The organism is Micromonospora sp. D75 (assembly GCF_018070405.1).
Taxonomy (GTDB): Bacteria; Actinomycetota; Actinomycetes; order Mycobacteriales; family Micromonosporaceae; genus Micromonospora; species Micromonospora chalcea.
The window spans coordinates 1-9,400 of sequence record NZ_JAGPXV010000179.1 but is presented as its reverse complement, the minus strand read 5'-3'; the positions used below and the strand labels follow the sequence as shown (position 1 = coordinate 9,400).

Here is a 9,400-nt window from a genome sequence, read left to right as displayed (position 1 = left end):
GTGCTCGGGCTGACCGCCGTGGTGCTCTCCGGGCTGGTCTTCGCGCTCGGCGTGTTCGACGGACGCCCGGTCACGCAGATGGCGGTCACCGCGGTGAGCCTCGTGGTGGCGGCCGTACCGGAGTCGCTGCCCGCCGTCGTCACGCTCGCGCTCGCCCTGGGCGCACGCCGGATGGCCGGCAGCCGGGCCATTCCCCGGCGGCTGCACGCGGTGGAGACCCTCGGGTCGGTCACCGTGATCGCCTCCGACAAGACCGGCACGCTCACCGAGGGCCGGATGGCGGTGCAGCACGCGGTAGTGCCCGGCCGCGACCGCTACGCCGTGACCGGCACCGGCTACGCGCCCGACGGCGAGGTGCGCCACCGGGGCGAGCCGGTGAGCGCCCCGGACGAGCTGCGCGCCCTCGCCCGCGCCGGGCTGCTCTGCAACGACGCCATGCTGACCCCGCCGACCGGCGAACGGCCGGAATGGACAGCGATCGGCGACCCGCTGGAGGCCGCGCTCGTCACGTTCGCGGCCCGCTGCGGTCTGGACCCGGAGACCACCCGCGAGGCCTGGCCCCGGGTCGCGGAGGCCCCGTTCGACCAGGACCTGCGCCGGATGACCACCGTGCACCGCCGCTGCGACGGGCGCTATCTCGTGGTCTGCAAGGGCGCGCCGGAGAACCTGCTGGCGCCGCCGCTGATGGACGCCGGCGCCGAGGAGCTGGCCGAGCTGACCGATGCCGCGCACCGGCTCGCCGCCGAAGGGCTGCGGGTGCTGGCGGTGGCCTCGGCCGTGGTCGACACGCTGCCGGACCCGGCCCGGCCGACCGGCCTGCGCCCGCTGGGCCTGGTCGCGGTCGGTGACCCGCTGCGCACGGCGGCACCCGGCATCGCGGCGGGCTTCGAGCAGGCCGGCATCCGGCTGGTCCTGATCACCGGCGACCACCCGGCGACGGCCGCCGCCATCGGCGGCCGGCTCGGGCTCTGGCGCGACGGCGACCCGCTCGCCAACGGCGACGACGGCGACCCGGGCGGCGCCCACCCCGACACCCGGGTGTACGCGCGGACCCAGCCGGAGCAGAAGCTCGACATCATCGCCGGCCTTCAGGACCGGGGACATGTCGTGGCGATGACCGGCGACGGCGTCAACGACGCCCCGGCGCTGCGCCGGGCGGACATCGGCGTGGCGATGGGCGGCGGCACCGAGGTAGCCCGGCAGGCCGCCGACCTGGTGCTCGTCGACGACGACCTGACCACCGTGGCGACCGCCATCGGCGAGGGCCGCCGGATCTACGACAACATCCGCCGGTTCCTGCGCTACGCGCTCGCCGGCGGGGTCGCCGAGATCGCGGTGATGCTGCTCGGACCGCTGGTCGGCCTGCCGGTGCCGCTGCTGCCGGCGCAGATCCTCTGGATCAACCTGCTCACCCACGGCGTACCCGGGGTGGCGCTGGGCGCGGAGCCGGCCGAGCCGGGCACGCTGCGCCGCCGTCCCCGCTCGCCGCAGGAGTCCGTGCTCGGCGGCGGCCTCGGCCGGGACGTGCTGGTCACCGGCGCGCTCATCGCCGCGGCGACGCTCGGCGCCGGCGTGTGGGCCGCCGCGGCGGACCGGCCGTGGCAGTCGGTGGTTTTCGTGGTGCTCGGCCTCGCCCAGCTCGGCGTGGCGCTGGCCGTCCGCGCGACCCGGGCGCCCGGCTCGCGGGAGCACAACCGCGCCCTGCCGGTGGCGGTCGCGATCTCCGCGGTCCTCCAGGTCGCCGGCGTGCTGCTGCCGCCGCTGCGCGAGCTGCTCGGCACGTCCCCGCTGAGCGCGCTCGACCTGCTCGCCTGCGCCGCGATCGGCGTCCTGCCCGGGCTGGTGCTGCGGCTGACCCGCCGCTCCGGTACGGCCGACGGGACCGACGGCCCTCGCGCCGGGACCCAGGACCCTGCCCGGCCGGCCGCCGGACGGGCAGGCTGAGGACAGTGAAGGAGGCGTCATGACAATCCACTCGCAGGCCCCCGTCGTGGTGGGCGTGGACGGGTCGGCCACCGCCCTGGACGCGGTCCGGGTCGCCGCCCGCGAGGCCGCCGACCGGAACCGGCCGCTGCAGGTGGTGCACGCGTTCATCTGGCCGCTGACCCGCGCGCCGCTCACCCCGGCCCCGGGCGCGCCCGCCGGGGCCGGCCTGCGCAACCAGGCCGAACGGTGCGTCGCCGAGGCGGTCGCCGAGGCCGGCAAGGTAGCGCCGGACGTACCGGTCACCGGCGTGGTGGTCGACGGCGCGCCGGCCGCGGTGCTGGTCGCCGAGTCCCGCGACGCCGCGCTGATCGTGCTCGGACACCGCGGCCTGGGCGGCTTCGCCGGCCTGCTCATCGGCTCGGTCACGCTCCAGGTGTCCGCCCGCGCCCACTGCCCGGTGCTGGTGACGCGCGGCGAGGCACGCGCCGACGGCCCGGTCGTGGTCGGCGTGGACGGCTCCGAGCTGTCCACCGCGGCGGTCGGGTTCGCGTACGAGGAAGCCGCCCGCCGGGGCGCCTCGCTGATCGTGGTGCACGCCTGGCTGTACCCCACTCCGATGGGCCCCGGCGACATCCTGCCCCTGGTGTACGACCCGGAGGCGCTCGCCGAGGAGTCCCGGCGCGTCGTCGCCGAGTCTGTCGCCGGCTGGTCGCAGCGTTACCCCGACGTGCCGGTGCGGCAGCGGTCGATCCGCGGCGCCCCGGCCCGGGTGCTGGTCGAGGAGTCGAAGGACGCCCAGCTGGTGGTGGTCGGGGCGCACGGCCGTGGCGCGTTGGGCGGGCTGCTGCTCGGCTCGGTCAGCCACGCGGTGCTGCACCACGCCCACTCGCCGCTGGTGATCGTCCGCGACGCCGCCTGACTCCGCGACAGCGCCTGTTTCCGCGACAGCGCCTGACGCCGCGACGGCGTCAGGCGCGGCGGACCGTGGTGAGGTCGGCCAGCCCGGAGATGGTCAGCAGCGGCTCCAGCAGCGGACCGGCGACCAGCGCGATCCGGTCGGCGTGCGGGAACAGCGCGGCCAGCCCGGCGCTGTCCAGGTACTCGACCTTCGTGAGGTCCACGACCAGGGGTTCGCCCTCGGGCCGTACCCCCTCGGCCAGCGCGTCGGCGAACGAGGACGCGTTGCTCATGTCGATCTCGCCGACGGCGGTCAGCACGCGGACGCCGTCGGGACGGTCGCTCGTGGTGAAAGTCAGGGACGCGCTCATGCGGTGATCCTCGCCTGCATGTCGACGGTGGTGCCGGTCGCTCCCGGGGTGACGCTGATGCTGTCCATCAGCGCGCGCATGAGCACGAGCCCCCGGCCGCGGTGCGGATCGGGGGGTTGCTCGCGCTCCCGCCAGTGACCGCTGTCGGTCACGCTCAGGCGCAGGTTGTTCGCGGTGGCGGCGGCGCGCAGCCGGATCCGCCCGCCGGGGTTGTCGCGGTGCCCGTGCTCGATCGCGTTGGCGCACGCCTCGCCGGCCGCGACCAGGATGTTGTAGGCGTGGGCCGGGGCCAGCCCGCAACGGTCCAGCCATCCTCGCAGCGCGGTACGGACCTCGGCCAGCCGCGTCGACTCGGCCGGGAACTCCAGCTCCAGCGGCCCGGGATGGCGGTAGAGCAGCAGCGCCACGTCGTCGTGGTAGCCGCCGTCGGGCGTGAGCCGATCCATGATCTCGGTGGCGAGCACCTCCACCGGCGCGTGGTGGCCCTGCTGGATGGCGTCGGTGGCGCGGGCGATGCCGACGGTGATCGGCTGGCGGCGGCGTTCCACCAGACCGTCGGTGTAGAGCATCAGGGTGGCGCGCGGCGGCACCGTGGCCTCCGCCTCCGGTCGTTCCTCACCCGCGCGGACGGCCAGCGGCCGGGACCGGCCGTGCTGCAGGAGCTGGGGAGTGCCGTCGGCGCCGACCACGATGGCCGGCGGGTGACCGGCGCTGGAGTAGCGCATCAGGCCGGTGACCGGGTCGAGGACGCCGCAGAAGACGGTGGCGCAGGACGCGCCGGGAAGCAGCGCGGCGAACCGGTCCAGCGCCGCCAGCGTCCGGGCCGGGCTGGGGTCCTGCAACAGCAGGGCGCGGCACGCGCTGCGCAGCTGCCCCATCACGGTGGCGGCCCGCAGCCCGTGTCCCACGCAGTCGCCGACGACGATGCCGATGCGCCCGTCCGGCAGCTCCACCGTGTCGTACCAGTCGCCGCCGACCTTCAGCGGCACCGCGGCGGGGGCGTACCGCACGGCGAAGCCGGCGGGCAGTTGCGCCGGGCCTAGGATCGCCCGTTGCAGGGCCAGCGCGGTCTCCCGCTGCTGGTCGATCTGGTGCACCCGGTGCAGCCCCTGACCGATGTGGCCGGCCAGCAGCGCCAGCAGGGTCTGGTCCTGCTCGGTGAAGGGCCGCTTCTCGCCCAGGTCGATCCAGAGCGCCATGGTGCCGTGCGGGTGCTCGACTGCGATCCCGGCGCCGTGTCGGCGTGTCGCCACCGGCGTCAGCAGCGGGGTGTCGCGCAGCGCGAGCAACGCCTGCCGGCGTTTGGCGGGCAGCGTCGCCCACCGGGCCGCCGGGTCGGTGCCGGTCACGTCGGGGGTGGGCAGGTCACCGAAAACGGCGGTGAGCACGCCCGCGGCCCGCCACAGCTTGCGCAGCTCGTCCAGCACGCCGTGCAGCGCGTCGGCGAGGTCGTCGGCCCGGGACAGGCGCATGCCGAGCCCGGCCAGGGCGGTCTCCCGCTGGACCGCGTAGTGCTCGGCGGTGACGTCACGGAACGTGCCCACGATCATCCGCCGGCCGCTGTCCGGGTCGTCCACCTGGTTGAACGCGGCAGAGATCCAGATCCGGTGCCCGTCGCGATGGGTCACCGGCACGGTGTAGGTGCCGCGGGACTGGCCGACCAGCCTCGAGAACGCGGCGGCCACCTGACGGTGCGCGTCCGGTTCGGCCTCCTGGTCCGGCCACCACGGCTGTACCGGCGGATAGGGCAGGCCCTCGGTCCCGTAGCCGAGGACGTCGGTGAACGCCGCGTTGATCTCGACCACGGCGCCGTCCTCGTCGCAGACGAAGAACGCCTCCTGCAGCGAGTCGACGAGCGCGGTGCGCCAGCGCGCGTGGTGGTTGCGCAGCCGCGCCAGCTCCACGTTGGCGCGTACGCGGGCCAGCAGCTCGGCGGCCGGGAACGGCTTGACCAGGTAGTCGTCGGCGCCGGCCTCCAGCCCTTCGATCGAGGCCTCCTGGCCCGCGCGGGCGGACAGCAGCAGCACCGGCGTGCCGGCCGTACGGGGATCGGCGCGCAACGCGGCCACCAGTTGCAGGCCGTCGAGCCGGGGCATCATCACGTCGCTGACCACCAGGTCGGGCGTCTGCGCGCGGGCGGCGTCCAGCGCGGCACGCCCGTCGGCGACCGTGTGCACCTCGTGTCCGGCCGAGCGCAGCAGCCGGGTGAGGTACTCCCGCATGTCGGCGTTGTCGTCGGCCACCAGGACGCGGGCCGGCGCGCCGCCGGGCAGCGGATGCACCGGGCCCTCCGTGGCGGCGGGCCCGTCCTCGCCGACGACGGCGCCGGCCGGGGTGAGCGCGTCGGCGGGCAGGTGGGCGGCGCCGAACGGCAACCGGACGGTGAAGGTGGTGCCGCGGCCCACCGTGCTGTCCGCGTCGATGTCGCCGCCGTGCAGCGAGACCAGTTCCTTGACCAGGGCGAGGCCGATGCCGCTGCCCTCGCCGGAGCGGGACCGGGCGTTCTCGATGCGGTGGAACCGCTCGAACAGGCGCGGCATCTCCTCGGCCGGGACGCCGATGCCGGTGTCGGAGATCCGCAGCACGGCCATCCCGTGCTCGGCGTCCATCCGCACCCGCACCGTCCCGTCGAAGGTGAACTTCAGCGCGTTGCTGAGCAGGTTGAGCACCACCTTCTCCCACATGCCCCGATCCACGTGCACCGGCTCGGGCAGGGGCGCGCAGTCGACCTCGAAGGAGAGGCCGGCGCGCTCGATCGCCGACCGGAAGACGCTGGCCAGGTCGGCGGTCACCGCGGCCAGATCCACCGGCTCGTAGCGGGCCTGCATCCGGCCCGCCTCGATGCGGGAGAAGTCGAGCAGGCTGTTTACCAGCTTGCCCAGGCGCAGCCCGTTGCGGCGGATGACGTCCAGCTCCGTGCGGACCCGCTCGTCGGCGTCGTGCAGCCGGCCGCGCAGCTCGTCCACCGGCCCCATGATCAACGTGAGCGGGGTGCGGAACTCGTGACTGATGTTGGAGAAGAAGGCGGTCTTGGCGCGGTCCAGCTCGGCGAGCTCCTCGGCCCGCCGCTGCTGCGCCTGATAGCTGCGGGCGCTCGCGATGCCGGTCGCCAGGTGCCCGGCGGTCAGCTCCACGAAACCGCGGTAGCCGTCGTCCAGCGCCCGGTAACGGTTGAGTCCCGCCACCAGGAACCCGTACGGCGCGCCGCCCTGCTGCCGTAGCGGCACCAGCAGGGCCTCGGCCGGCGGGGCGGGCCAGGCGCCCGCGGGCAGGTCCGCGAAGGCCGGTCCGTCGAGCGCCACCCGTACCGGGTCGCCCTCGGTGAGCGCGCCGGCCGGCCACGGGGAGGCGGGGTCGGTGAGGGACAGCGTGGCCGGGGCCGCCGGGTGCCCGGCCGCCAGCCCGGTCGCCTCCGCCAGCCGGGCGTCGCCGTCGCGGTCGTACAGGTAGGTGAGCGTGAACGGCAGGTCCTGCGGGTTGCGGGCCAGCTGGCGGCTGACGAACGTGAGCGTCTCCTGCTCGGTGCGGATGACGCTCGGGTCCGAGCCGAGGTCGCGCAGCGTGGCCATCCGCCGCTCGCCGATGACCCGCTCGGTGTCCTCGCTGACCACGCAGAGCATCCCGACGAGGCTGCCGTCGTCGTCGCGCAGCGGGCTGTAGGAGAACGTGTGGTAGGTCTCCTCCCGGTAGCCGGCCCGCTCCAGGAACAGCAGCAGGCCCTCGTCCCAGGTCGCCTCGCCGGTGCGCAGCACGGTGTCGACGCGGGGACCGATGTCGTCCCAGATCTCGGTCCACACCTCGTTCGCCGGGCGGCCCAGCGCCCAGGGGTACTTGCGGCCGAGCGTGTCCCGCCGGTAGGCGGCGTTGCAGAAGAACGTGAGCTGCGGTCCCCAGGCCATCCACATCGGGAACCGGGAGGACAGCAGGATCCGCACCGAGGTCCGCAGGCTCTGCGGCCAGGTGTCCGGCGGCCCGAGCGGGTGCGCGGACCAGTCGACGCGCGCCAGGTCCGGCCCGATCTCGCCGTCGACGGCGAAGACGTCGGCGCGCGTATGCGGGTCGGTGTCAGCGCCGCTCATCGCCCGAGTCTCCCCCACCCCGTCCGATCCCGCTCGTCCGGGCCGCGTCGCGGCCTCGTGGTCGCTTCTTGCCCCGTCGCGCGCCCGGCACTCCACCCGGGGCGGGGAGATCTGACTCACGTGACGGCGGCGGGTCAGGGCAGGGGTTCGTGGTGCGGCCAAAATGAAAGGCTGCGGCATAACGAAAGGCAAGGAGACAGATCTCCTTGCCACTATCAATGTATATCGCACCCCCGGTCTTGCCGCAAGGCCCCGGTGATGCCGCAGAATCATCGGCCGATGCGGGTTGAGCTGCGAAAACGGGGGCACGGCATGACCGGACGGTACGTGTGGCAACTGCACGAGGTGGACGAGGCGCGGATCGCCGCGGTCGGCGGCAAGGGCGCGCACCTGGGGGCGCTGACGCGGATCGACGGGGTGCGCGTACCCAGGGGTTTCTGTGTGACGACGGACGCCTTCCGGCTGGTGGCGCGGACGCCGGCGCTGGCCGGCCCGCTGGACCGGCTGGCCCGCGCGGACGCGGACGACCCGGCGGCGCTGCGCACGGCCGCCGCCGAGGTCCGTCGCGCCGTCGAGCGGACCGCCCTGCCCGGCGACGTCGCGGCGGCGGTCACCGCCGCGCTGGCCGCGCTCGGGGCGGACGCCGCGTACGCGGTGCGCTCCAGCGCTACCGCGGAGGACCTGCCGGATGCCTCGTTCGCCGGCCAGCAGGACACCTACCTCAACGTGGTCGGCGCGGCCGAGGTGCTGCGGCACGTCAGCCGCTGCTGGGCCTCGCTGTTCACCGACCGGGCGGTGACCTACCGTCGGCGCCACGGCATCGACGACCGCGCCGTGGACATGGCGGTGGTGGTGCAGCGGATGGTCTTCCCGGACGCCGCCGGGGTTCTGTTCACCGCCGACCCGGTCACCGGCGACCGGCGGGTGGTCTCGGTGGAGGCGGGCTTCGGGCTGGGCGAGGCCCTGGTCTCCGGCCTGGTGAACCCGGACGTGTTCACGGTGCGCGACGGCGCTGTCGTCGGCCGGCGGATCGGCGCGAAGTCACGGGCCGTGCACGCGGCGCCCGGCGGCGGCACCCGGCAGGCGCCCGTCGACCCGGCGCGGCAGGCCCAGCCGGCGCTGACCGACGCGCAGGCGGTACGCCTCGCCGCGCTGGGCCGGCGGATCGAGGCGTACTTCGGCTGCCCGCAGGACGTCGAGTGGGCGGTGACCGGGGACGACGTCCACATCCTGCAGAGCCGGCCGATCACCACGCTGTTCCCGGTGCCGGCTGCCGCCGCCGACGGGACGTTCCACGTCTACCTGTCGGTCGGCCACCAGCAGATGATGACCGACGCGATGAAGCCGCTGGGCCTGTCGATGTGGCGGCTGACCGCCATGGCGCCGATGCACGAGGCGGGCGGCCGGCTGTTCGTCGACGCCACACCGCACCTGGCCACCCCGGCGGGCCGTACCGCGTTCCTGGGCATGATCGGCCGGGCCGACCCGCTCACCCGGGACGCGCTGGAGACGGTCCTCGCCCGCAACGTCGTACCGGCCGCGCCGGACCCGGCCCCGGCCGGCCCGCCCGCGGGTGGGCCGCCACCGCCGATCGACACCGATCCGGCGATCGTCACCGGCCTCGTCGCGCGCAGCCGGGAGTCCCTCGCCGCCCTGCGCCGCGACATCGAGGGCCGCAGCGGACCGGAGCTGTTCGACTTCCTGATCGAGGCGTTCGCCGAGCACAAGCGGGTGCTCACCGATCCGGTGAGCGCCCAGGTGATCATGGCCGGGATGCAGGCCGCCTGGTGGCTCAACGACAAGCTGGGGGAGTGGCTCGGCGAACGCGACGCCGCCGACACGCTCACGCTGTCCGCGCCCGGCAACGTCACCGCCGAGATGGGGCTGGCGCTGCTCGACGTGGCCGACGTGATCCGGCCGTACCCCGAGGTGGTGGCGTTCCTGCGGGCCGCCGGCGACGGGTTCCTGGACGAGCTGCCGAAGCTGCCCGGCGGCGTCGAGGCGCGCGCGGCCGTCGATGGCTACCTGGACCGGTACGGCATGCGCTGCGTCGGCGAGATCGACATCTCCCGGACACGGTGGAGCGAGCGCCCGGCCACGCTCGTGCCGCTGATCCTGGACAACGTC

General features: G+C 75.0%; 5 protein-coding genes. 3 read left to right on the top strand and 2 right to left on the bottom strand.

Features of this window, described 5'->3' with window-relative positions; all coding sequences use genetic code 11:
• A partial coding sequence (locus KBX39_RS13515; RefSeq protein WP_210870821.1) for a cation-transporting P-type ATPase occupies window positions 1–1,944 on the top strand: 1,944 nt, incomplete at its 5' end.
• A 19-nt stretch (window positions 1,945–1,963) separates the two neighbouring features.
• On the top strand, window positions 1,964–2,845 hold the full coding sequence (locus tag KBX39_RS13510) for a universal stress protein (protein ID WP_064445613.1): 882 nt from the start codon (window positions 1,964–1,966) through the stop codon (window positions 2,843–2,845).
• Between the two features lie 49 nt (window positions 2,846–2,894).
• Here the strand turns inward: KBX39_RS13510 and KBX39_RS13505 are convergent, their stop codons facing one another.
• Both KBX39_RS13505 and KBX39_RS13500 read right to left on the bottom strand, forming a co-directional pair.
• Window positions 2,895–3,194: an STAS domain-containing protein gene (locus tag KBX39_RS13505; RefSeq protein WP_210870818.1), complete on the bottom strand. Its 300-nt coding sequence runs from the start codon at window positions 3,192–3,194 to the stop codon at window positions 2,895–2,897.
• Entirely contained in the window at window positions 3,191–7,273 is a 4,083-nt protein-coding gene (locus tag KBX39_RS13500; protein WP_210870815.1) for a SpoIIE family protein phosphatase, read from the bottom strand. The genes KBX39_RS13505 and KBX39_RS13500 overlap by 4 nt, the downstream gene beginning before the upstream one ends.
• A gap of 312 nt (window positions 7,274–7,585) precedes the next feature.
• Here KBX39_RS13500 and rph point away from each other — a divergent pair.
• The coding region (gene rph, locus KBX39_RS13495; protein ID WP_247660168.1) for a rifamycin-inactivating phosphotransferase at window positions 7,586–9,400 on the top strand (1,815 nt) is incomplete at its 3' end.